Annotated in this window: 18 protein-coding genes and 1 pseudogene; 15 read left to right on the forward strand and 4 right to left on the reverse strand. The window is 35.5% G+C overall.

Annotated elements, in window-relative coordinates:
* Window positions 1-3: 3 nt before the first annotated feature.
* On the reverse strand, window positions 4-1,848 hold the full coding sequence (locus H5J24_RS09180; protein WP_228407637.1) for a sensor histidine kinase: 1,845 nt from the start codon (window positions 1,846-1,848) through the stop codon (window positions 4-6).
* Window positions 1,849-2,226: 378 nt separating this feature from the next.
* On the opposite strand from H5J24_RS09180, the gene H5J24_RS09185 reads away from it, so the two are divergent.
* The 8 genes from H5J24_RS09185 to H5J24_RS09220 all read left to right on the forward strand — a co-directional run bounded on the left by H5J24_RS09185 (window position 2,227) and on the right by H5J24_RS09220 (window position 8,050).
* On the forward strand, window positions 2,227-2,688 hold the full coding sequence (locus H5J24_RS09185; protein WP_068943440.1) for a hypothetical protein: 462 nt from the start codon (window positions 2,227-2,229) through the stop codon (window positions 2,686-2,688).
* A 54-nt stretch (window positions 2,689-2,742) separates the two neighbouring features.
* A complete protein-coding gene (locus tag H5J24_RS09190) occupies window positions 2,743-4,302 on the forward strand; it encodes a hypothetical protein (protein ID WP_228407636.1) in 1,560 nt (519 codons plus the stop codon).
* 17 nt (window positions 4,303-4,319) lie between these two features.
* The gene (locus tag H5J24_RS09195) at window positions 4,320-6,008 is read left to right on the forward strand and encodes a tetratricopeptide repeat protein (protein ID WP_068943438.1); all 1,689 of its coding nucleotides are present in this window, start codon (window positions 4,320-4,322) and stop codon (window positions 6,006-6,008) included.
* A gap of 163 nt (window positions 6,009-6,171) precedes the next feature.
* Window positions 6,172-6,561: a Crp/Fnr family transcriptional regulator gene (locus tag H5J24_RS09200; RefSeq protein ID WP_232816239.1), complete on the forward strand. Its 390-nt coding sequence runs from the start codon at window positions 6,172-6,174 to the stop codon at window positions 6,559-6,561.
* Window positions 6,558-6,758 (forward strand): cyclic nucleotide-binding domain-containing protein, encoded by a 201-nt coding sequence (locus H5J24_RS09205; protein WP_232816240.1) that lies wholly within the window; start codon window positions 6,558-6,560, stop codon window positions 6,756-6,758. The genes H5J24_RS09200 and H5J24_RS09205 overlap by 4 nt, the downstream gene beginning before the upstream one ends.
* Before the next feature lie 137 nt (window positions 6,759-6,895).
* The gene (locus tag H5J24_RS09210; protein WP_232816241.1) at window positions 6,896-7,288 is read left to right on the forward strand and encodes an NADPH-dependent F420 reductase; all 393 of its coding nucleotides are present in this window, start codon (window positions 6,896-6,898) and stop codon (window positions 7,286-7,288) included.
* Window positions 7,285-7,545, forward strand: coding sequence for an NAD(P)-binding domain-containing protein (locus H5J24_RS09215; protein ID WP_232816242.1), 261 nt, complete (start codon window positions 7,285-7,287; stop codon window positions 7,543-7,545). The genes H5J24_RS09210 and H5J24_RS09215 overlap by 4 nt, the downstream gene beginning before the upstream one ends.
* A gap of 10 nt (window positions 7,546-7,555) precedes the next feature.
* Window positions 7,556-8,050 carry a YybH family protein gene (locus tag H5J24_RS09220; RefSeq protein WP_082811218.1) on the forward strand — a complete coding sequence of 165 codons (495 nt, stop codon included), beginning with the start codon at window positions 7,556-7,558 and terminating at the stop codon, window positions 8,048-8,050.
* Between the two features lie 84 nt (window positions 8,051-8,134).
* Here the strand turns inward: H5J24_RS09220 and H5J24_RS09225 are convergent, their stop codons facing one another.
* The 3 genes from H5J24_RS09225 to H5J24_RS09235 all read right to left on the reverse strand — a co-directional run bounded on the left by H5J24_RS09225 (window position 8,135) and on the right by H5J24_RS09235 (window position 11,481).
* The gene (locus H5J24_RS09225) at window positions 8,135-9,013 is read right to left on the reverse strand and encodes a DMT family transporter (RefSeq protein ID WP_068943435.1); all 879 of its coding nucleotides are present in this window, start codon (window positions 9,011-9,013) and stop codon (window positions 8,135-8,137) included.
* 76 nt (window positions 9,014-9,089) lie between these two features.
* Window positions 9,090-10,361 (reverse strand): aminotransferase class I/II-fold pyridoxal phosphate-dependent enzyme, encoded by a 1,272-nt coding sequence (locus H5J24_RS09230; RefSeq protein WP_185124672.1) that lies wholly within the window; start codon window positions 10,359-10,361, stop codon window positions 9,090-9,092.
* An 82-nt stretch (window positions 10,362-10,443) separates the two neighbouring features.
* Window positions 10,444-11,481, reverse strand: coding sequence for a PLP-dependent cysteine synthase family protein (locus H5J24_RS09235; RefSeq protein ID WP_068943433.1), 1,038 nt, complete (start codon window positions 11,479-11,481; stop codon window positions 10,444-10,446).
* 222 nt (window positions 11,482-11,703) lie between these two features.
* Between H5J24_RS09235 and H5J24_RS09240 the strand changes: the two are divergent.
* From H5J24_RS09240 to H5J24_RS09270, 7 genes and pseudogenes are all read left to right on the forward strand, one after another.
* Window positions 11,704-15,188, forward strand: a pseudogene (locus tag H5J24_RS09240) (glycosyltransferase family 117 protein).
* Between the two features lie 90 nt (window positions 15,189-15,278).
* On the forward strand, window positions 15,279-16,766 hold the full coding sequence (locus H5J24_RS09245; protein ID WP_068943431.1) for a hypothetical protein: 1,488 nt from the start codon (window positions 15,279-15,281) through the stop codon (window positions 16,764-16,766).
* Window positions 16,767-16,864: 98 nt separating this feature from the next.
* Complete coding sequence (locus tag H5J24_RS09250) at window positions 16,865-17,392, forward strand: DUF1697 domain-containing protein (RefSeq protein ID WP_068943430.1); 528 nt, start codon at window positions 16,865-16,867, stop codon at window positions 17,390-17,392.
* A 533-nt stretch (window positions 17,393-17,925) separates the two neighbouring features.
* Window positions 17,926-18,735, forward strand: a complete 810-nt coding sequence (gene kdsA / locus H5J24_RS09255) for a 3-deoxy-8-phosphooctulonate synthase (RefSeq protein WP_068943429.1) — start codon at window positions 17,926-17,928, stop codon at window positions 18,733-18,735.
* 129 nt (window positions 18,736-18,864) lie between these two features.
* Window positions 18,865-21,018, forward strand: a complete 2,154-nt coding sequence (locus tag H5J24_RS09260) for a TonB-dependent receptor plug domain-containing protein (protein ID WP_232816243.1) — start codon at window positions 18,865-18,867, stop codon at window positions 21,016-21,018.
* Window positions 21,019-21,172: 154 nt separating this feature from the next.
* Window positions 21,173-21,553: an HYC_CC_PP family protein gene (locus H5J24_RS09265; protein ID WP_068943427.1), complete on the forward strand. Its 381-nt coding sequence runs from the start codon at window positions 21,173-21,175 to the stop codon at window positions 21,551-21,553.
* A gap of 117 nt (window positions 21,554-21,670) precedes the next feature.
* On the forward strand, window positions 21,671-22,144 hold the full coding sequence (locus H5J24_RS09270; protein WP_068943426.1) for a DUF3347 domain-containing protein: 474 nt from the start codon (window positions 21,671-21,673) through the stop codon (window positions 22,142-22,144).
* Window positions 22,145-22,195: the final 51 nt, after the last annotated feature.

Genomic DNA, 22,195 nt, shown 5'->3' on the forward strand with positions numbered 1-22,195 from the left:
ACTTTATAATATTGGAATATATAATGTTACCATACAGCCTTGCTGGCCGTCTTTATCAATAGTGAGTTCTCTTACTTCAAGCTTCGCCCTCGAATTATCTTTAAGCATAAGAAGCAGTCTCTCATCGGTAATCTTAGTTGAAAGAGAACGATGGGAGTCATCTGTTTTTTGCTTTCTGGAAGCAGTAAGTCCGATTCCATTATCTCTGATGGTACAGATAAGGAGATTCTCTCCCGGGTTTTCTTCAAAATTAATGAATAATAATCCTTTTTGGAAGGCTTCCAAAGGTTTTAGTCCATGTTCAATAGCGTTTTCAACAAAAGGCTGGATTAGAAGAGGCGGAATATGAAGTTGCTGATCTGTTGATTCATCACACTGTATCTGGTAATCAAAACTTTGATTTAATCGGAGTTGCTGGAGTTCAATATAATTTTCTAGAGTTTGTATTTCTTCTTCCAACGTAATGGTTTCCATACGAGATTGTTCCAAAACTCTTCGGCTAAGTTTTGCAAATTTTCCAAGATAGAGTATGGCAAGATCTGTATCCTTTCTGAGAATCATTCCCTGGATATTTCCTAATGCATTAAAGATAAAATGAGGATCCATCTGAGACTGTAATAAACGTCTTTCCAGGGATAGCTTTTCTGCTAAATTTTCAAGGGTTTCCTTTTCCAAAAGCTCCATTTTAAGTTTGTTATTAGTCTGTTGCTGCTGAAGAAAATCTTCTCTTTTCTGGTGATAACGCTGTCGGAAATAATAAGATCTATACATAAAAACCAATCCAATCAGTAAAACAGCAGAAATTCCGTATCCTAATAACTGATTTTTTTTCTGAAGTTGATTTTCCTGTTCCAGCTGTTGAATACGAGCCATTTTCTTTTCAGATTCATATTTGGCATCAGCATTCTGAAGGATCTGTTGAGTAGATTCGTCGTATTTTAGTTTACTATATTTGATAAAAAATGTATCATACTCAAGATAGGCTTTGTAGTCTTTTTCTTCTGCAGCAATATTTTTCAGACATTCATAGAATGCGGCCAAAAGATAATTGTCTTTGTAGGGAAGGGTTTGTTGATAGGCGATTCCTTCTTTAAAAAGATTTTCTGCGGTTCTAAATTCGCCTTTTGATACATAAAACTGTCCCCGCAGGCCCATAGAGCTTCTATATACACTTTTGATTCCATATTGTTTTCCAATAACTAAGGCTTTTTCCAATGCTGATAAAAATGAATTTTCATCCATTGGCTTGGGACCATTCATATATAAAGCAGCGAGATTGATATAAGCAATTCCTATGTTACTTTTACTGTCTATTTGGGCTTCATTTTTTTCAATGAAAGTGATGGTTTGCTTAAAAAATAAAATGGCTTCCTGCCAGCGATTAGTTTCTCCGGAAGCAATGAGATCTGAAAGATAACTTCCTACTGCTAATCTTGCATGGAGAATGCTTTCAGGGTTCCCTGATTTTTCTGCAAATGAAAGCCCTTCATCAGCATACTTTTTGACTTTTTCGGGAGAGTCTGGAGAGAAAAGATAGGAGATATCTGCGCCGAGTTTGGCGGATTGGTCATAGCTCTGCATAGTATTAAATAAAGCATAAGCTTTCAGAAAATACGTGAGCGCTTGTGGCTTATCATCAATATATGATTTAAGGTATCCCATCGCTGTATTGGCAAAAGCGTCTGCACGACTGCTTTTTATAGATTTGGCAATATCATAGGATCTTTCTGCATACTTTGTGAATTCCTTGAGATGAAGAAGACGTTTATGGGTTAAGGAGAGATAAGCACTACAAATGGCTTCATCTTCTTTATTTCCTGCTTTTTGAGAATTTTGAAGAGCTGCCATCTGTATTTTGAGACTTGCAGATGAATCTATAAATCTTTTAGAATAGCCCTCACCGGCTTCCTGTTCGATAGATGATATCCGCTGGGCTTTTAGGGTGCCTGAGGATATCCAGCAAAATATAAAACAGAATAGGAATTGGGTTATGTCGTTTTTTTTGATCATGTCGGTTGATAGATTGGGCTAAATTATACATTGTGGAAGGATTAACAAAATAGCAGTAGTTTTAAAATGCTCATTTTAAGAGGGAATTTGGGCCTAATCAGACATGTTGCAGCTATTTTTTTACCAAATACCAATTCAAAATGTATAAATACCAATTGATACTGGTACAAGTATATTTGAATATTTAATCTTGCATAGAATATTAATGCAATAGCCATGAAAACTATATATAAATTTCTGACTTTCCTTATTTTATTTTTTCCTGCTAAAATGCTGCTCTCTCAACAGACAGATGAAAAGCGAATGAAAATTGAAGTATCTGTGAAGGATGGGAAAAATCAGATTGCCTCTGTGATTAAATCTTATACAATATCTTATAATAGAACTTTAATAACCCCTGAAAATAATAAATCAGGGGAGACTAAAGCATTCTACATATCATTGGATTTTGAAAAGCAGGATATTCCTTTTTTAAGAGCATTTGTCCAAAATAAAGCCGGTTTGGACGGCCAGATTACGGTAACGGATACTTATGGGAAATTACCTTCCCGAAAAATTGAATTTCAATCTGCCACAATGGATATCATGAACGATCAGGCAATGGGAGATTACACAGGCATGTTCATCAATCTAAGCTGTAATATTCTTACTATTGATGGTCTGAAAATAGAACATTAAATTTCACAAATGATGAAAAAAACATAATATATTGAATGCATTAAAATTTCTATCATGAGATATCTACAGTTCAAAGATGTTAAGCATAAATTTCCAAAAGATAGCTGGCTGTATTGGCGGAATGAAAAGCATGAAGGAGAATTTGATGGTGGCTGGGTAATTTATATTGAACATGATGTAGAAATACAGAATCTGAATCTGGATGATCCTTTCACGGTTTTTACGATGACAGAAAATCAGAGTGAAATCAACCAGGAAAACTGTCTCGCTATTTTTATTGAAGGAAACTTTACAGCAAAAAATATCTATAATCATGAGCCAGACGGTTCTATTTGCTTATGTGTATTGGGAAACCTGGAAGCAGATAATATGATTGTTGGCGGACAGGAACTATACATTACCGGAAACTTGAACGTAAAAGATTGCTTTTGGGGCGACTATAATCATGGAGATCTTATTGTAAAAGGAGATACTAAAGCCAGAGTATTTGTAGCCACAGAAGGTTACCATTACGATTACAAAAAAGAACGAATCACTGCCGAATTTTTCCTTTGTGATGAAGAGGAAGAAGATGGAATTTTCGATCGTAGATTTCCTGCAGCTATTTTTCCTGAAGAAATACTGTGCCCAGAAGCTGAAATAGATGAGGAGGATCTTTTTACCTGGCATGCCTGGCTTTCCCGTTCTACAGCCATTACAATGCTGGAAAAAAATGATTCCATTATTAAGAAAGATATTGATCTTCTTTCAAAAGAGGATCAAAAAGACGCCGAACTTACTTCTATTCCAAGATATTTTGAAAATACACAATTTTATGATTCATCTTCTTTTCTTTTTCAGCTGAATAATTTTCATAGACTGATTAGTATTGTGAAATTACATAAAGAAGAATATCAGTATTATACTTTTCAAGAGTATGAAGTCCAGTTACATCCTGACACAGAAGCAGGGCAGGCTCATGTCATGTTTACCCATTCATCAGGTTTTATATTTTTTATCTGCGTTGTAACAGATGAATATGGTAGGAAAGTACTATCAGCAGTATACAGAGAAAATGAAGAATCCCCATTTTTGAATATTTTTCATCCGGGAGCATCCATGAATTATATCACCCAATTAAACATTTTATGGAATGATGTTCTTACAAGAGCAGAGTATGGTGCTTACTTTTATAATAAATTTCTGGAGACCGTCAATCCTATAGAAGTTCTCAGTTATCTCAATCTTGCTATGGTACATGAAAAATACAACGATTATAGAGATGGAGATAAAAATAATTTCTGGTATGGCGGATATTGTTTCCTGATGCGAAGGCATGGCGAACGAGGCCTTGTGGGGAGTCTTGATATTGGAAAGGAAAGAGAATCTGAGATTTTTGACATGAGAACCTATTGTTTCCGTCCGGACGAACTTGATAATCCAGAAAAATGTAATCTTTTTTACGCTTCAAGTCAGGAGAACCTTACCCATGACAGTTATTCTGGTGACGGAGAAGTGTTTAAAGTATTTCTTTATGACTGGGAACTCTTTAGAGAAGCCACAGAATGGTATCCTAAAATAGGAAAAGCTTTTACAGCGATGAATGAAGAATATCTTGAAGAAAAGAATACATAAATCTATAGAGAAATACTGTGAATACATTACATCATGAAGCCATTGAGGCATTCCGTCAGAAAAACTATGCTGTTGCTGCTAAAAACTGGATAAAAGGACATTCGCTTCCGGAGGACAAAGAAGAATTAAAAGAAATCTATCTTTGGGCTAATTCTTTAAATGAAACTTCTCCTGATGCTGATCTTTGTGCTATATTAGGACTTATTGCTCTGGATCATTACGAAGTATTTACGGATAACCGTGAAAAAGCCCTTCTTCAGTGTATAGAATGGAGTAAGCAGGGCATTAGTATGAGCCCGAATCATCCTTGGTGTCATCGCCATGCAGGCTCTGCTTTCTATTGGTTGAATCAATGGAAAGAAGCTGTTCCTTATTATGAAAAAGCAACCTCCTTAGTTCATTCACCAACTTTACAGATAAGACTGTTCACGATTCATAATCAGGAAAATACGAACCCCGATTTTCTGTTACTCGATGTCAATCCTGAGACTTCCGAAGCAATGGAAGCCTATAATGCCGGTGTTGAAATCAATAGAATACTCAGCCAGAACCCTCAGATGTCTGAATTTGAAAAAGAGAGGCTTACTCAGCTGAAAAGAGACTGTTATACTGTGGCCTATCATCTTTATCACAAAGCATTGGTTGAAAAAAGTGGTGATCCATACAATGAAGATCCTCACACCTTTGCCATGTGCTGTAATAATTTAGCTGCTGAACTTATCATTCAGGAAAAATATGATGAAGCCATTGCTGTAACTACAGAAGGAATGAAGTTCAGCTATTTTATGTACATACTCCAAAACAGATATAATGCCCGGTTTGAAGCAGAATATTTTGAAGAAGCTGTGGCAGATGGAGAACAGCTGATAGAAGATTTTATTCATGATATGGATTCTGTAACCTATTTTAGGAGTATAGATCAGCTTTGCTACAGTTATATGGAGTTGAGGGATTATGAATCTGCGCTGGAATGGATTGATGCCGGCTTGGAAAGCTATCATGAGTTAGATCCAGCAGGTCCTTTAGCAGCCCATCCTAAAATTGTACGATGCTTTACCAATTTTTATATCCATAAAGCGAAAATTGGAGAACAAACAGGTTTAAAACCGGATACAGATTCTGCATCTAAAGAAGCCGATCATATTTTGGAAGAAATGCCGGACAATCCCAGTATATTAATTAGTCGTTCCAATATTTTTTTAGAGGAAGAAAACTATGCAAAAGCGCTGGAATGTCTTCAGTATGCTGTACATTTTGCATCAGAACAAAATAAAGTAAGATCTGCACAGGTGGCTTTATACAATATGGGATATATTCAGGTGGCAAAACTTCGTGATGAAACAGCGGCATTTGAAAGCTTTGAACAGAGTATAGCTTTAGGAAATGAAGATTTCTGGTGTTATTATTGGGCCGTTCATTGTGGGTATCATCTCCAGGAAAATGAAAAAACGGTAGAGTTTGCATTAATGGCTCTTCAGGTTTTGCCACAACAGCAGGGAGTTACTGAAGATATTATAGCAGAAATTTATGAACATTTAGGAACGGCACAATTAGATTTAGGTCAGTATGCAAATGCTGCGGAGAATTTGAAAACCTCTCTACATTACAATCATTCTTCCATAGCTGAGGATAATCTGAAAACAGCTGAAACAGAGAGCAGGCGTAACGGATCAAGTGGGTTTTTCAGAAAGATGTTTGGAAAGTAAAAAATAACGTAAACCCAAAGGATAAAAACAGATTAGGGAGTTCAGATAAATAGTAATCGGGATTTTACCATTATACTTATTCAGTTTTTTTTGATATATTGTATTATCTATTTTTCAGTTTTTTTCAAAATCTGAAACCAGATAAAAATACATCTTATTTGCAATGTCAAAAGAAACGGCTTCACTTATCAGTTATTTTAAAAGTTTTATTCCTCTTTCAAAAGAAGAAATTGAAGTGTTGGATGAACGCATCACAGAAAGAAGAATCAGACGAAAACAATTTATTCTGCAAGAGAATGAAATATGCCAGTATTATACATTTGTAGTGTCCGGATGTTTCAAAATGTACAGTATAGATCAAAATGGAGAAGAACATAATCTTCAGTTTGCATCAGAAAATGACTGGATTGTAGATATAGATAGTTTTCATAATAAAAATCCCAGCAAACTATATATTATTGCTCTGGAAAACTCTATTGTACTGCAGCTTGAAAAAATGATCTCTGGTATCTGTATACCTATTATCCGAAGTTTGACAGAAATTTTAGAGTGATTATTGAACATAAATTTATAGAGCTTCAGAATAGAGTATTGCAGAATATAAGTGCAACAGGAGAAGAGAAATATGAATTTTTCCTCAGGCAATATCCTCAGTTAGCCAATCGTATTTCTAATGTAGAAATCGCTTCCTATCTTGGAATAACCCCACAATTCCTTAGTAAAATCCGACAAAAAAGAATAAAGGACTAATTGTATTTCTTATCAATATGAAACTAGTTTAAGAATTGATCTTATCAAATATCAAGATGATTTCTTAAACTAGTTTGCTGCTTTTTCATAGCCTTTCCCAGTAATTTTGACTTCAATAAATATTAAAATTAAAAGAAATGGAAACATTGAAAAAAGTAGCTGTAATTGGCTTAGGAAATATCGGAAAAGCAATTGCTAATGATCTGATAAAAAATAATCATGAAGTAATTGTTGCTTCAAGAAATAGTGAAGAGGCCAGTAATTTTGCTGAACACTCCGGAGGACTTGCCCAAAGTATGAGTATTAAAGAAGCAATTAATACTGTTGATGTTATTATCCCTGCAATATGGTTTGGTTCCTTTAAGGATTTCTTTAATGATTATGGTGATCTTTTGAAGAATAAGACCATTATAGATGTGTCCAATCCTATTGCTCCTGACGGCAATGGCGGATTCAAAAAATTATTGGGGAAAGAGAATCAGCCGGAGAACTTAACAAAGCTATACTTCCTAAGGGGGCTAAACTGGTGAAGGCATTCGGAACTCTTGGTGCGGAAACTCTTGCGGGGGCATCCAACGGCAGTCCTGAGAAATCTGTATTATTTTATGCATCAGATGATATGGAAGTGAATCACGATGTAGAAGAAGTGATTAAGAATGCAGGATTTGAGCCTTTAAAAGTAGGAGGAATTGATCAGTCGATTCGTATCGAAGTTTTTGGAGATTTACATGAATTCGGAGCATTGGGAAAAGCAGTTAATCTTACAGAAGCAAAGTCAAAACTTTAAAATAAAACAGATGAAAAATATTCTCATCCTGATCCAGACTTTTGCTATACTATTATCTTGTTCGGGAAAGCAGGAAAAAAATAATCCATCGAATATCACTAACGAGAAGAAGACAATGGAAACTACAATAAAAAAAGATATAGAAACAGTACTTTACGTCTATCAGAATGCACTTAATGAGTCATCTACTGCGCATGTACTTCCTTTATATACTCGAGATGGTGTATTCATGCCGCAGGGAGGACCTACAGCAAAAGGCCAGGAGCAGCTCAAAGGAGCGTATGATTTTGTATTCAAAACCCTTGCACTGGATGTGAAGTTTGAAATTGACGAGATTACTGTAATCAATGAGAACTATGCTATAGCCCGAACAGTTTCAAAAGGTACTCAAATGCTCTATGCAGATCATAAAACAACACCGGAAGAAAATAGGGAATTGTTTATACTTCAGAAAGAAGACACAAAATGGAAGATATCCAGATATATGTTTAATAAACAAAAATAACTGCTCTTTTTTATGATAAAATAGTAAAGCCGGACTAAGGAGTTCCGGCTTTATTAATATTGATATTGTGAAAAAAATAACCTTTTAAATAGGGCTTACTTTCCTACGATCTGAAATAACATTTAAGATAACACCTAGAAGAATCAATGTAATACCAATTAATAAGTTGGTGGTAAACTTTTCATTAAACATAAATACACTTACCATCACCGCTACCACAGGTTCCAATGCTCCTAAAATAGCAACCGGAGTAGAGCCAATACTCTTAATGGCATATACCAGACATAAGCTGGAAATAACCGTAGTAAGAAATGCAAAAATAAGAAAGTTAACAAAGATCGCCGTTGAAGGAATCGCAAAGGATTGATGTCCGATCCCAGATTTAATCATAAAAAATAAGGAAGTGAAAAGCATAGAGTAGAAGGTAAGTTTAAACCCGGAAACCTTCAGTTTTGATTTATTAACGATCACCATATAAAGGGCATAAAATAGTGAACTTAGCATCACGATTCCTAATCCTGCAAAATTGATCTCAAAGCCATTTCCTTTTAAACATAAAACAATCACTCCGGCAAAGGCAAGGAATAATGAAACGATGGATAGTTTGGTGAGTTTCTCTTTATAAAAGAAAAACATAATCAACGCAACAATCACCGGATAAATGAACAGAACCGTAGAGGCAATTCCTGGGGTGAGAAAATCATATCCTATAAACAGAAATTCTGAAGAAAGAGCATAGCATATTCCCAGAATAGCTAATATTAAAGCTTCCTTTTTATTGATTCTGAAATTTTGTTTAGAATAGATGAGGTATCCGCCCACCATTAAGGCCGAAAAGAAAAACCTGTAGAACAGTGTAATGTCCATTGAAAAATGAGCCTGCTTAATCGGTAAAATAAAAATCGGAATCAATCCGTATGAAACAGCCGACAAAACACCCAATAAATAACCCCTAAGTTTCATTTGCTTTTGATAGTTTATAGTTTTTAAAACAAAAAACCACTGAATCAATCAGTGGTTTTTTTTATGTTGTTAAAGATTAAATCGGTTTAAAACTTAATCCTTGTTCCTGCAGTAATATTTGTTCCTGCTCTTTATAGTAACCACTTACTAGTTTATCGTGAATTGCTTCAAACGCGGCCAGAGTTTCATTAATCTCAGCATCCGTATGAGAAGCGGTAGGAATTAGTCTTAAAAGAATCATTCCCTTAGGGATTACCGGATAGACGACTACTGAAGTAAAGATCCCGTAATTTTCTCTAAGGTCTTTTACCAATAGAGTAGCTTCTACAGGAGTTCCCTGCATCATTACAGGAGTTACACAAGTATTGGTATCTCCGATGTTAAATCCTCTTTCTTTTAATCCGCTCTGTAATTTTTCTACATTTTCCCAAAGTTTAGCTTTGATCTCGGGTCTTGATCTCAATAGCTCCAATCTTTTTAATCCTCCGATTACCATTGGCATTGTAAGAGATTTTGCGAAAATTTGTGATCTTAAGTTGAACTTCAGATATCTGATGATTTCTTTGTCACCCGCAAGGAATGCCCCGAAACCAGCCATTGATTTTGCAAAAGTAGAGAAATATACGTCAATCTGATCATTACAATCCTGTTCTTCACCAACTCCGGCACCTGTTTTACCCAATGTTCCGAACCCGTGAGCGTCATCTACTAAAAGTCTGAACTGATATTTTGATTTAAGCTCACAAATTTCTTTGATTTTTCCCTGCTGGCCTCTCATTCCGAAAACCCCTTCAGTAATCACAAGAATTCCTCCTCCTGTTTCTTCTGCAACTTTAGTCGCTCTCTGAAGGTTTTTCTCAAGACTTTCCATATCGTTGTGCTTGTAGGTAAATCTTTTACCAGAATGAAGTCTTACTCCATCCACGATGCAGGCATGAGAATCCATATCATAAACAATAACGTCATTTCTGCTTACCAAAGCATCAATGGTAGAAACCATTCCCTGGTAACCGAAATTCAATAAATATGCTGATTCTTTTTGTACGAAGTCTGCCAATTCTCTTTCCAACTGAAGGTGCTGATCTGTTTCTCCAGACATAGCCCTTGCTCCCATTGGATAGAACATTCCGTATTCTGCAGCCGCCTTTGCATCTGCTTCTATTACTTCAGGATGATTACATAATCCTAAATAATCATTGGCACTCCAGAAAATTACTTCTCTACCCTGAAACTGCATTCTCGGGCCGATAGGTCCCTCTAATCTCGGGAAAATAAAATAGCCTTCTCCGTAATCTGCAAATTGTCCAAGAGGTCCTGGATTTTCTTTTATTCTTTCAAAAATATCCAACATTGTATCGTAATTTTTAATTAAAAAAGCCTTTATTGTAGAACACGCAAAAGGCTTTATTATATCGTGATTTTATTTGTTCCTATTTGATAAACTCTGTCTTGAAGACTTCGTCGTAATTGTGGACACAGTTGTTCACAAATCCCTGTTCGGCCATCCACTTATCACTGTATACTTTAGTGATGTATCTTGAACCGTGGTCAGGATATATTAAAACAACCAGATCATTTTCAGTTAATTCATGAGAATTAGCATATTGCATAAGTCCCTGCGTCACAGCTCCTGTTGTATACCCTCCCATAATAGCTTCCTTTAAAGCAATTTCACGGGTTCTGTAGGCTGACATCTCATCATTAACCCTTACAAACTCATCTACCTTATCGAAAAGAAGCGCGGCAGGAATCAAATTTTTTCCCATTCCCTCAATCTGATAAGGGTGTACATCTTCTTTGTGAATCTCACCTGTCTCGTGATAGCTTTTTAATATAGAACCATCTGCATCCACCCCGATAATTTTGATATCCGGGTTTTTCTCCTTCAAAAACTTTGCTGAACCAGATAAGGTACCACCTGTTCCGGTACAAGCAAAAAGGTGAGTGATCTTACCTTCTGTCTGTTCCCAGATCTCAGGACCTGTAGTCTGGTAATGGGCATCAATATTCAGTTCATTAAAGTACTGATTGATGTAAATCGAATTGGGAGTTTCCAAAGCAATTCTTTTTGCCACTTCATAATAAGATCTAGGATCATCCGCCGGTACATTGGCAGGACATATATATACAGTAGCACCCAAAGCTTTAAGATAAGCAATCTTTTCAGGTTTTGTTTTGTCGCTTACCGCGAGAATACATTTATATCCCTTAATGATACATACCATTGCAATAGAAAACCCAGTATTTCCGGAAGTAGTTTCTACTACTACGGAATCCTCTTTCAATAAGCCTTTTTTCTCTGCATTCTCTATAATATGAAGTGCGATTCGGTCTTTGGTAGAATGTCCAGGATTATATGATTCTAACTTGGCATAAACGGTTGCTGGAATATCTTTTGTAACAGTATTTAGCTTCACCATAGGAGTATGTCCTATTAGGCCAAGAATATTATCGTAAACATTACTCATTATTTGTTATTTTCAATAAAAATCTGACTGCAAAAATACAAAAAAATAAATAATTACTAAACTTTTGTTTGATTTCTAGGGCACGCTTTCGTAAAAAATTATTTTCCTGTTTACAGTATTAGCACGAGTTTAATCGCAAATTTTGCGCCAAATTTTTAAAATTTGTTAAAAACAATATAAAATAATATAAAAGCCTTATTTTCGCATAATTGATTTAATACTATGAAAAATTGGACTTTTAGGCAATGGAACACCGTTTTAGGATGGGTGATTTTCGTCATTGCGTTTTTCACGTACTTGTCCACAATAGAACCCAATTTCAGTTTTTGGGATTGTGGTGAGTACATTTCTTCTGCAGTAAAACTTGAAGTAACGCACGCTCCCGGAGCTGCTTTATTCCAGATAGTGGGTGCCGTGGCAGCCATTTTTGCATTAGGGAAAGGCGAAAATTACTCCATCGTAATCAACGCGATGTCTGCATTGTGCAGTGCGCTGACTATTTTATTTTTGTTTTGGACGATCACTCACTTTGTGAGAAGACTCCTGAACAAAGATTTTGAAGAAATTACAAAACATCAGGAAATTTCTATCCTGTTTGCCGGAGCGGTAGGAGCATTGTGCTTCACGTTTTCAGATACCTTCTGGTTCTCGGCAGTGGAAGGAGAAGTTTATTCTATGGCTTCTATGTTCATCGCGCTCTTGGTCTGGTTGATTACGAAATGGGAAAATGAGTATCAGGCAGCAGACAATGAAAGATGGATTATCCTTATTTTCTTCGTTTTAGGACTTTCCGTTGGGGTACACATGATGTGTATGCTGGCGACTCCTATGGTATGTCTTGTATATTATGCAAGAAATTATAAGTTTACCTGGAAAAGCTTTATCTGGGCAAACCTGATTACATTATTAATTCTGAGTTTAGTCTTCAAAATTATTTTCCCACTCATCATGACGATGTTCGGAAGACTGGAGATTTTCTTTGTAAATGGTCTTGGGCTTCCTTTCCATTCCGGAACCATTGCAGCCTTTATTCTGATGGTAGCGATCTGCTATTTTCTGATTAAGTATGCAAGAAAAGCAAAAAAGAATATTTATCAAACGGCTGCTTTATCTGTAGTTTTTATGATGATTGGTTTTTCTTGCTGGATGGTGATTCCGATCAGAGCGAATGCGAATCCGCCAATGAACCTTAATGACCCGGATACCGCAATTGGTATGCTGGATTATTATAACAGAGAGCAATATGGTGACTGGCCGACGATTTATGGACAGAACTATACGGCTTTCCTTGATGCTAACGGAATTCAAAAGAACGAAGACGGAAGCTTTAAAACAAAAAAGACCGGAGAAATCTTCGAAAAAGATGAGAAAACCGGAACCTATAGAAAAACCGGAGACCGATTTAATTATATTTTCAGTCAGTCTCAGGTGAGCTTAATGCCAAGAATGTTTAATGAGGATAAAGATGTAATGTCTAACTATATTTCAATGTATGGAGCTCCTGATTTTACTTTCAATTATGCCAATGAAGACGTTGCAGATAATCCTCAGGCAAAGCAGATTTTTGACGAACTGAGAGCTAAATATGATGATAAATCAATTACAGCTGCAGATTATTTAAAGGTAAAACCTTATAACCTTATCAATGTTCAGAAGCCTTCACTGCTTCAGAATATGGACTACTTTATTTCTTTCCAGAACGGATATTACTTTGTAAGATACCTGCTATGGAACTATGTGGGAAGACAGAATGACCTTGAAGGAAATATGGAAAGTACTAAAGGAAACTGGATTTCCGGTATTCCGTTTATTGATAACGTGAATGTAGGAAATCAGGATAAAATGCCTGCTAAGTTTAAGAATGAAAGTACAGTAGCGTTTTTCTTCCTTCCATTAATTTTAGGATTAATCGGATTCTTTTTCCAATTGAACAGAGACTTTGGAAGATTCTATGCTCTATTATCTTTATTCATTATTACCAGTGTCGGAATTATTTTCTATACAGGTGTAAAACCTTTTGAACCGAGAGAAAGAGATTATGCAATGGTAGGTTCATTCTATGCCTTTGCCATCTGGATTGGGCTGGGTGCAGGAGCTATTTTATGGTTTGTACAATCTAAAGTGAAACCAATGGTGCTAATATTGCATTAGGAGTCGTATTACTAGGAGTTCCTTTCATGATGGGCTTCCAGAACTATAATGTTCACGATAGAAGTAACAGATATACAGCTTATGATTATGCATATTCAGTACTAAAATCATTGCCGAAGAACGATATTCTGTTTGTATATGGTGATAACGATACCTACCCGGTTTGGGCAATCCAGGAAACGGAAAGATTCAGAGATGATGTGAAAGTGGTGAACTTCACTCTTGCTTCAACACCTTGGAACCTTGATCAGGTAAAAAGAAGAACATACAATGCAATGGGTATTCCAAGTGAACTGACTCACGAAGATTACAGAGATGGAGTGAATGACCAGATCTATATGATGAAGAAGGAAGATTGGGAAGGGGTTTTCTCTATGTTGAAAGAACAAGGAGTTCCGGATACAGAATTCAAAGACTTCAGAAAGTACCTTACACAGGATTCTTTAACCCTGAAAGATGCCATCAAGTTTATCAAATTCAAGTCTCCTGAAAAAGACCAGTTATTGAAAATGTATTTCGGAGAAGAAAAATATGAAAAGTATAACATTCTTCCGGTAAACAAATTTATCCTTCCGGTAAATAAAGAGAATGCTTTAAAAGCAGGGATTATCAACCAGGCAGATCTTCCCAATGTAGCCAATCAGATTATGATTACTTACAAAGGAAACACATTATATAAAAACAACCTGATCTTAATGGATCTATTGGCAAACTTCGATTGGAAACGTCCGATTAACTTTTCTTCAGGTGGTATTTATGACAGTGAAAATATTTTCTACCTGAATGATTATCTTCAGTTTGACGGTTTCAGCTACAGATTGATTCCAATACAGACACTACCTTCGGCAGACGGCGATATGGGAAGAGTAGATGCCAATAACCTTTATAATGTAGTGAAAAACTTCAGATGGGGTAACTTTAAAGATCTGAAAGCTCACTTTGATGAAACGGCAACGTCTAATATCATCAGCTACAGAATGTCAGCAAGCAGAGCTGCTTCAGCATTAGCATTAAGCGGACAGAAAGCTAAAGCAATAGAGATCCTTGATCTTGCAGCAAAAGAAATTCCTGCTGAAAAATACAATGATCCACGTTCTTTAAGCTCAATTGTAACCGGATATATTATCGCAGGACAGGAACAGAAAGGATTACAACTGGCAGAAGTGCTTAAAAAAGGAATCTTTGAGGAATATGATTATTACTTAAGCCTTTCTAAAGCAGATCAAAGCTATGTGAGAAGACAGATGAGAACAAAACCAATGGAATATTCTCTTGTGGTAGCCGCTGTTACAGATGCTTATACTAAGATCGGACAAAAAGAAAAAGCGTATGCTTATCTGGTAAAATCCATTGAGCCGATTGATAAAAAATTCAATGCATTTGTGAAGGAACTTCAGCAAATGGGTAAAGAAAAAGCAATGAAAGAATCTGAAGATGTTCAAAAGATCACTCCATTCTACCAATATTTATTTGATGTAATGGAACCTTTTGATTCAACTTACTCCAAAGAGAAAGAAAATCAGATCACTTCAGCGATTATTAAAGCAACACAATAAAGCACTTTTAAAAACGGAACTTCGGTTCCGTTTTTTTGTTATTGGCAATCCTGAATTTTAAGATTATATTTGTGAAATTAAAAATGCAGAATGTCCGAAACACAAAAAAGCAGATTCCCGATATATGCCGTAATCGTTACGGTTGTTTTTAAACTTCTTTTCTTATTGACTCATTACATTCAGGAAGATGCTTTCATTACCTGGAGAGTAGCTCAGAATCTACTGGACTATGGGGTAATCGGTTTCAATGGTGATACTAAAATTTCTGCTTCTACAACACATTTATACGTTTTTGTGTCCTATATTTTCAACCTTATTTTTGGAAAAGAATATTTTATTGAACCTCTTTTAATTTTTAATTCCTTCCTATTTACAATAGGAACATTATTCTTATCTCATCTGGTTCTTAAAAATCCCTGGCATAAGGCTATTTTCATCTTTTTAATTGGAATCCTGCCTCCCGCTATTAAGATTTCAATTCTTGGAATGGAATACGGAATCCTGTTTTTTCTGGAAATGGCTCTGTTGTATTATGGTTTCAACAAAGGAAAAAAATGGGTACTTACGCTTCTTCCAATCCTGATTATGTTTACAAGAATTGATACCGTTATATTTCTTGGGATTGCATTTCTTGTTGATACGATTTGGAATAGAAAAATCAGATGGAATTATATTTTTGGCGGAGTTCTGGGTGTTGTATCAACAATGGCTTTCAACTGGTTCTACTTTGGAGAAGTGGTCAACAATACAATTACAGCAAAGAAATTACTTTATGGACAGCAGTTTACTTTCGGAGAACATCTCGACTATTTTCTGGTAAGTTTTGGAAATTTCTGGGGAATGCTAAAGGTTCCTGGGGCCTTTAATCCAATTACTGTGATTGTTCTTATTTTTGAATTGCTTTGTTTTATTTACCTGATAAGACAAAGAGAAAAAAGAAATTATTTCTTGTGGATGATCTTTGTATTCGGATGGGTGAAACAGGTTATTTTTATCTCTCAGAAAAGTTTATTCGATTGGTATTATTGGGTTCCGCAGCTTTTGCTTTTTGTTCCGGTTCTTATTTTTGTATTGGAACAGAAAGAGAGGCGAAACTTATGGCTGTCTTTGCTTGTCGTGTTTTATATTGTTCCGATGCTGGCTTTCCAGACCATCCATGCTATTGCAACTGGAAACGGGGAGTGGAACTACAGAAGAACCATCGGTACGTTTCTTAACCAATATGAAAAAGACAAAAATCAGTGGATCTTACTGGAGCCTGCTGGCTATGTTCCTTATTTTTCAGGATTAAAAACCATCGATGAAGTAGGGTTGGTAGACAAACAGATTCAGGAAGAGATTAAAAAAGATAAAGCGAATTATTGGATCAATACGGTAAAAAACAGAAAACCCAAATACCTGCTTTCGTATCAGAATTTATACGAAGGAAAAAATGCAGATTATTATCAAAGCCATTACAAGCTGTTGAAAGAATTCAGAGTAAAAGATCACCTGAAAAGTGATAATAAGATTCTGGAGAAGATTTACAACCTGAAACCTTCCGGAACAGATTATAACTTATATATCAGAGTTGATTAAAATATTGAAAATCAAAAGAGTATGTTGATAAGTAATGAATAATTTCACTCTAAAACTCTAAAACTCTAAAACTCTAAAACTCTAAAACCTCATAACCTATGAAATATTGTGCTTTTCTCCGCGGTGTTAATGTAAAAGGAACCAATATGAAAATGGCAGATGTCTGTTTGGTTTTCAAAGAGGCAGGCATGAAAGATGTGGTGTCTATATTGGCTTCCGGAAATATTGTATTTTCCTCAGATAAAAATGCTGATGAATTAAAAATAATCTTGGAAAAAGCAATGTCAGCTTATTTTTCTTATGACGCTTTTCTGTTTATAAAATCTCATGAAGAAACAGCTATTTTCTGGAACAGTATTCCTTTTGAAAAAAATGACAATCTTCATATTTATGGCTTTGTTGGAATACCAGGTGTAGAAAATGTTTTAATGGGAGAGTTTGAAAAAGCCGCTAAGGCAGACAATGAAAAAGCAGAAATTATTAATGATATTTTTTATTGGCAGGTTCCAAAGGGGAATACATTGGATTCTACTTTTGGAAAAGTTCTGGGAAAGAAGAGTCTGAAAGATCAGATGACCAGCAGAAATGTCAATACGTTTGAGAAGATTTTGAAAAAGATGGAGTAGATCTTTTCTTATTTAAAATACATTACAAATATTCAATAGGAATGGGCTTTAGTCCGTTCTTTTTTAATCAAAATTCCATTGGCTTTAGCCAAAACTTAAAATTAAAATACAAATCCCACAATTCTGTCATTGCGAGCATAGCGAAGCAATCTCATCCTCGCTCTACATAAAAATCTATGTAAATCCGCGAGATCTGTGGGAAATAAAAATTCCAAGTATCTAATTGATAACGTATTTGTTATCAATCCATCGGGAATCTTACCTTAGATTTTAACATGTAGTGTTTAGATTCTTTCAGAAATCACAGATTCGACGTAGTCAATGACAAAATGGATGGATAAAAATGTATAAAGAATTATCATTGAACTATTGTCCAAAATTGTAATCAAAACTTAATCAATAAAATATACCTGAACAAAATAAGGTAACTATTTTTCCTTAAACCTTAAACCTTAAACCTCACTCTCTCCTCAAATAATTTCCAAGTCTGAAACTTTCTCAGTATTTTTACTGAAGTTTTTAATTACAACAAAATGATTCAGTATTTAGATAATATTCAGCACAAAGATTCGAAGAACTTTTTCCTTATTGCAGGACCTTGTATTATTGAAGGAGAAGATATGGCATTGAGAATTGCTGAAAAAGTAATCAACATTACAGACAAATATAATATTCCTTACATTTTCAAAGGGAGTTTCAAAAAGGCAAACAGAAGCCGTGTAGATTCTTTTACAACCATTGGAGAGGAGAAGTCTCTTGAAATCCTTAAAAAAGTAGGGGAAACTTTCAATATTCCTACCACTACAGATATCCACGAGAATGAACATGCTGCATTAGCTGCACAATATGTGGATGTTCTTCAGATTCCAGCATTCCTTGTACGCCAGACAGATTTATTGATCGCTGCGGCTAAGACAGGAAAGTGTGTGTCTTTGAAGAAAGGGCAGTTTCTTTCCCCTGAAGCAATGAAATTTGCTGTACAAAAAGTGACAGACTCCAATAACCCGAAAGTAGCCATTATTGAAAGAGGAAATTCTTTCGGATATACAGATCTGATTGTGGATTACAGAGGAATTCCTACCATGAGAGAGTATGCGCCTGTAATTCTGGATGTTACGCATTCATTACAGCAGCCTAATCAAAGCTCTGGAGTAACAGGAGGAAGACCGGATCTTATTGAAACGATTGCCAAAGCAGGAATTGCAGTAGGAGCAGACGGAATCTTCATTGAAACTCATCCAACTCCGGAAACAGCATTATCTGATGGTGCCAACATGTTAAGACTAGATTTATTAGAAGATTTATTACAAAAATTAACAAGAATTAGAGAATCGATTTTGTAATTGTTAAAAAAACATTAATTTTAGAAATTCTAAAATATTTCTTTTGAAAAAACTAGTTTTACCGCTAAGCCTTATGGTCCCTATTCTGATTTTCTCCCAACAAAGAAAAAAGATACGGCGACCACTAGAGTGACCGATATAGAGGAAGTCGTGTTCCAGAAAAAAACAACAGGGAAAACCAATGACCTTACCAATGTAAGAATTTCTGCAAAAGAAGCGAAAGCAGTAGCTTCTATCAGTGGAGGCATTGAAGGACTGATTAAAACGCTGCCTTCCGTAAATTCCAATACTGAGTTGTCTTCCCAATATATGGTACGTGGTGGAAACTATGACGAAAACCTTATCTACATCAATGATATTGAGATTTACAGACCTTTCCTGATCAGAAACTCTCAGCAGGAAGGGATGAGTATCATCAATCCGGATATGGTTTCTACAGTGAACTTCTCAGCAGGAGGATTTGAAGCTAAATATGGTGATAAAATGTCTTCTGCTTTAAATATTTATTACCGTGAACCTGAAAAATTTGAACTTTCCGGTGAGGCCAGCTTAATTGGAGGTAGATTGACAACCGGTTTGGCTTCTAAGAATAAGAAATTTACAGCATTATTCTCAGGAAGATACAGAAATACCAATCTTGTTCTTAATACCTTAAAAGAAGATACGGATTTTAATCCTACATATTGGGATTTTCAGTCTTATCTGAATTATCATGTTAATGATAAGCTTTCCATGTCATTCATCGGATATTATTCCAAGAATGATTATGAAATGATTCCTAAAGGGAAAAGTGTTACTTTCGGAAGTCTTCAGCAGCCTATTACAGTAAATATTTCCTATGCTGGTAAAGAAAATGACCAATACAAAAATATGATGGGTACATTTTCCATGAACTATAAGCCGGCTGACAAGTGGAAACTTACCTTGGATGCCTTTGCTTATCAGAACAGAGAAAGGGAATATTACACCATCCGATCAGAATATAATCTGCAGACATTTGACCCCATTACAAAGGAACCCGTTTCCAGTTATGATCTTGGGGGACAGAATGAACACGCCAGGAACGATTTATTTGTAAGAACTTACGGAACACAGTTTAGAGCAAAGTTTTCACCTAATGTAAATACAGACATTGAGGTGGGTTTCAAATACGAAAAAGAAAACCTTAAAGATCTTACTAACGAATGGAAGTTGGTAGATTCTGCAGGATACAGCTTGCCAAGACCGGAAGTGATTGATCCAAGAGCAGGAACTACAACAGGAGATTTGAGAATGTTTTATTATATTGCCGGGAAAAATAATATTGAACCTACAAGATTATCTGCGTATGCTCAATATTCCCAGAAATTTTACTGGGGGGCAAGCAAAGTATTTTTGAATGCCGGAGTAAGAGTTTCTAACTGGAGCTTCAATAAAGAAACAATATTTTCGCCAAGAGTTCAGTTTGCAATAAAACCGGATTGGGATACCGACATGTTATTTAAACTTTCTGGAGGAATTTATTATCAATCTCCATTTTATAAAGAGATTAAAGATCTTGACGGAAACTTCAACTCAAATATTAAGTCACAAAGATCTATTCAGGCAATCCTTTCCAATGACTATGAATTCTATATGTATGACAGACCGTTTAAATTAACAACGGAGCTTTATTACAAGAAAATGGATAATCTGATTCCTTATTATATGGATAATGTAAGAATCCGCTATTCAGGACAGAATAATGCCAAAGGATATGCATACGGAATTGATACCAGGTTATTTGGGGAGTTTGTTCCTGGAGTAGATTCTTGGTTATCTGCAAGTTATGCTAGAGTGTATGAAAATATTGATGGAAGAGGAGATATTCCAAGACCTACAGATCAAAGATTCAGAGTGGCAATGTTCTATCAGGATTATATGCCGCAATTCCCTTCTATGAGGGTAAACCTTACTTTGGTATATGCGATGGGATTACCAACAGGATCTCCTGTTATGTTTAATGATAACGGGCAGCCGGATTTCAATTCAGCATACACCTATCAGAAAACATTACCGGCGTATAAAAGAGTAGATATTGGATTGACAAAAGTATTTATTGATCCAAAGGATAAAAATAAAAAATCTGGTTTCTGGGGTAATTTCCAGGAATTATCTCTGGGAGTACAGGTTTTCAATGCATTTAATATCAATAATACGGTGGCTAACCAATGGATCACGGATTACAATACCAATTATATGTATCCTGTTCCGGTACGTCTTACAGGACGTTTCTTCAACGTGAAGTTAGAATTCAAACTATAAAAATCTGTTCAATCTGCATGATCTGCGAAAGAATATAAAACAATAAATCCTCTGAATTATTTTTCAGAGGATTTTTATTTTTCCTGAATTTTATAACAAGATTACACAATTTTATAACAACGGCTTACTGAATATTTTTAACTTTGTCTCAACAATGAAAAAGATTCTTGCTATACTATTCTCTATTTTCTACTTCGGATTCTCTTCCGGAGCAGCTTTTAGCGTTCATTATTGTATGCAGGAATTTGTTTCTGTAAGCCAGAAAGTTGATGATATTTGCGGTAAATGCGGAGTCAAAGATAAAAAAGGATGTTGCAAAACAGAAATCAAAGTTGTAAAAGTTGATTACTCTCAGAAGTCTGATCTGCTTAACGTTGACTTTTTAGGGCAGGTTACAGAGATTCCTGTAACACATCAGTTTGCTTTCGTAGACAGATCCTTTTCTGCTGCCAAATTTACTCAGATTCAGATCAATGCGCCACCGGAATACCAACCGGTACCCATCTATATCAACCATTGTAATTTTAGAATTTAGAATCCGTCTGTCGTTTTCGGTGTTATCATAACATCGTTACAGACGACACATCCTGATGCATTTCCTGTGCGTCACCCTTATTCTTTATTTAAAAAATTAATTCTAAAATGTAAAACAATGAAAAAGTATATCATTACAGCAGTCCTATCTTTATTCTCAATTATTTCACTTTCTGCGCAGTCTAAAAAAGATGCTCAGGTTTCAAAATTGTATCAGAACTATATTGCAATCAAATCTGCTTTAGCTTCAGATGATGCAGATAAGACTTCAAAAGCGGCTACAGAATTTATTAAAACAGCTTCTACTATTGATTATAAACTAGTTTCAGAAGGAAACCTTAATATTCTTAGAAAAGATGCTTCTGCCATTTCAGAAGCGAGAACTGTGGACGCTCAGAGAGAGACATTTCTTAATTTATCAGACAATATGATTGCCCTGACGAAGGAATTCAAACTTTCCGATAAACCGATTTATGTACAATATTGCCCAATGGCTGACGGGAGTTGGTTAAGTGATGAAAAACAAATCATGAACCCATACTACGGAAAATCTATGCTTTCTTGTGGAAGTGTAAAGTCAGAAATTAAATAAGTATTGTATTAATCTTTAAAACAATAAGTTGTGGAGTTTAATTTACTTTAA

This window comes from Chryseobacterium capnotolerans (genome assembly GCF_021278965.1).
Lineage (GTDB): Bacteria > Bacteroidota > Bacteroidia > Flavobacteriales > Weeksellaceae > Chryseobacterium > Chryseobacterium capnotolerans.

Coding starts and splice junctions, on each gene's coding strand:
- H5J24_RS09180 (WP_228407637.1), bottom strand. CDS start 1,848: ATGGCAGCTCTTCAAAATTCTCAAAAAGCAGGAAATAAAGAAGATGAA.
- H5J24_RS09185 (WP_068943440.1), top strand. CDS start 2,227: ATGAAAACTATATATAAATTTCTGACTTTCCTTATTTTATTTTTTCCT.
- H5J24_RS09190 (WP_228407636.1), top strand. CDS start 2,743: ATGAGATATCTACAGTTCAAAGATGTTAAGCATAAATTTCCAAAAGAT.
- H5J24_RS09200 (WP_232816239.1), top strand. CDS start 6,172: ATGTCAAAAGAAACGGCTTCACTTATCAGTTATTTTAAAAGTTTTATT.
- H5J24_RS09210 (WP_232816241.1), top strand. CDS start 6,896: ATGGAAACATTGAAAAAAGTAGCTGTAATTGGCTTAGGAAATATCGGA.
- H5J24_RS09220 (WP_082811218.1), top strand. CDS start 7,556: ATGAAAAATATTCTCATCCTGATCCAGACTTTTGCTATACTATTATCT.
- H5J24_RS09225 (WP_068943435.1), bottom strand. CDS start 9,013: ATGAAACTTAGGGGTTATTTATTGGGTGTTTTGTCGGCTGTTTCATAC.
- H5J24_RS09235 (WP_068943433.1), bottom strand. CDS start 11,481: ATGAGTAATGTTTACGATAATATTCTTGGCCTAATAGGACATACTCCT.
- H5J24_RS09245 (WP_068943431.1), top strand. CDS start 15,279: ATGTCCGAAACACAAAAAAGCAGATTCCCGATATATGCCGTAATCGTT.
- H5J24_RS09250 (WP_068943430.1), top strand. CDS start 16,865: ATGAAATATTGTGCTTTTCTCCGCGGTGTTAATGTAAAAGGAACCAAT.
- kdsA (WP_068943429.1), top strand. CDS start 17,926: ATGATTCAGTATTTAGATAATATTCAGCACAAAGATTCGAAGAACTTT.
- H5J24_RS09265 (WP_068943427.1), top strand. CDS start 21,173: ATGAAAAAGATTCTTGCTATACTATTCTCTATTTTCTACTTCGGATTC.
- H5J24_RS09270 (WP_068943426.1), top strand. CDS start 21,671: ATGAAAAAGTATATCATTACAGCAGTCCTATCTTTATTCTCAATTATT.